Origin of the sequence: Arthrobacter sp. Soil736, from assembly GCF_001428005.1 — a bacterium.
Taxonomy (GTDB): domain Bacteria; phylum Actinomycetota; class Actinomycetes; order Actinomycetales; family Micrococcaceae; genus Arthrobacter.
Genome location: NZ_LMSB01000023.1, coordinates 319,348 through 320,306 on the forward strand (window position 1 = coordinate 319,348; position 959 = coordinate 320,306).

At 63.6% G+C, this 959-nt stretch carries 1 protein-coding gene and 1 pseudogene; both read right to left on the reverse strand.

What is annotated here, in order from left to right; genetic code table 11:
* A partial coding sequence (locus ASG92_RS29860; RefSeq protein ID WP_240987146.1) for a transposase occupies positions 1-273 on the reverse strand: 273 nt, incomplete at both ends.
* A gap of 1 nt (position 274) precedes the next feature.
* Positions 275-939 (reverse strand): annotated as a pseudogene (locus ASG92_RS29865) (IS630 family transposase); the annotation flags it as partial.
* Between the last annotated feature and the right edge of the window lie 20 nt (positions 940-959).

Genomic DNA, 959 nt, shown 5'->3' on the forward strand with positions numbered 1-959 from the left:
GTGGGAGTGAAATGCAGCTGGAACCGGGGATTTTTCGCCAGCCAGGCCTTCACGTCCGGGTGCTTGTGGGTGGCGTARTTGTCCAGGATCAGGTGGACAYSCAGGCCCTGCGGGACTTCCTTATTGATGGTCTTCAGGAACACCAGGAATTCCTCGYGGCGGTGCTTGGGCAGGCAGGAGCCGATCACTTTCCCGGTCGCCACGTCCAGGGYCGCGAACAAGGTGGTCGTGCCGTTGCGTTTGTAGTCATGCGTCATCGTTTCCGCCCGGCCCNCAGGAGCCGATCACTTTCCCGGTCGCCACGTCCAGGGCCGCGAACAAGGTGGTCGTGCCGTTGCGTTTGTAGTCATGCGTCATCGTTTCCGCCCGGCCCCTCGTCATCGGCAGGGACGGCTGGGTGCGGTCCAAAGCCTGGATGGACGACTTCTCATCCATGCACAGCACGATCGCCTTCTCCGGCGGGTTCAGATACAGGCCGACGACATCAATGAGTTTTTCCTCAAAACGCGGATCGTTGGAGAGCTTGAAAGTATCGACCCGATGCGGCTTCAAGCCCCTGGCCGCCCAGATCCGCTGCACCTGSGCCGGAGACACCCCGACCCTCGCCGCCATCGTCCGCACGGACCAGTGCGTCTGCCCTTCGGGCCTGGAATTGCGCGTCAGATCAACGATCTCGTCGATCTTGGACTGCGGAATGACCGGCTTGCGGCCCCGCCCGGCACGCACCTCGCCCAGGTGGACCAGGCCCTCTACCTCGAACCGGGCCCGCCACGACCTCACTGTCGCCGGACTCACCCCGACAACCCGGCCGATCCACTCRCTCGCCAGCCCCTCGGAGGCCATCAGCAACACCTGGGCGCGCTGCACCTCTCGGTGAGACGCCGTCCGGGACTTCGAGAGCGCCTCCAACAATGCCCGCTGGGAATCAGATACCACCAAAGCAGGAGCAACATTCGCCA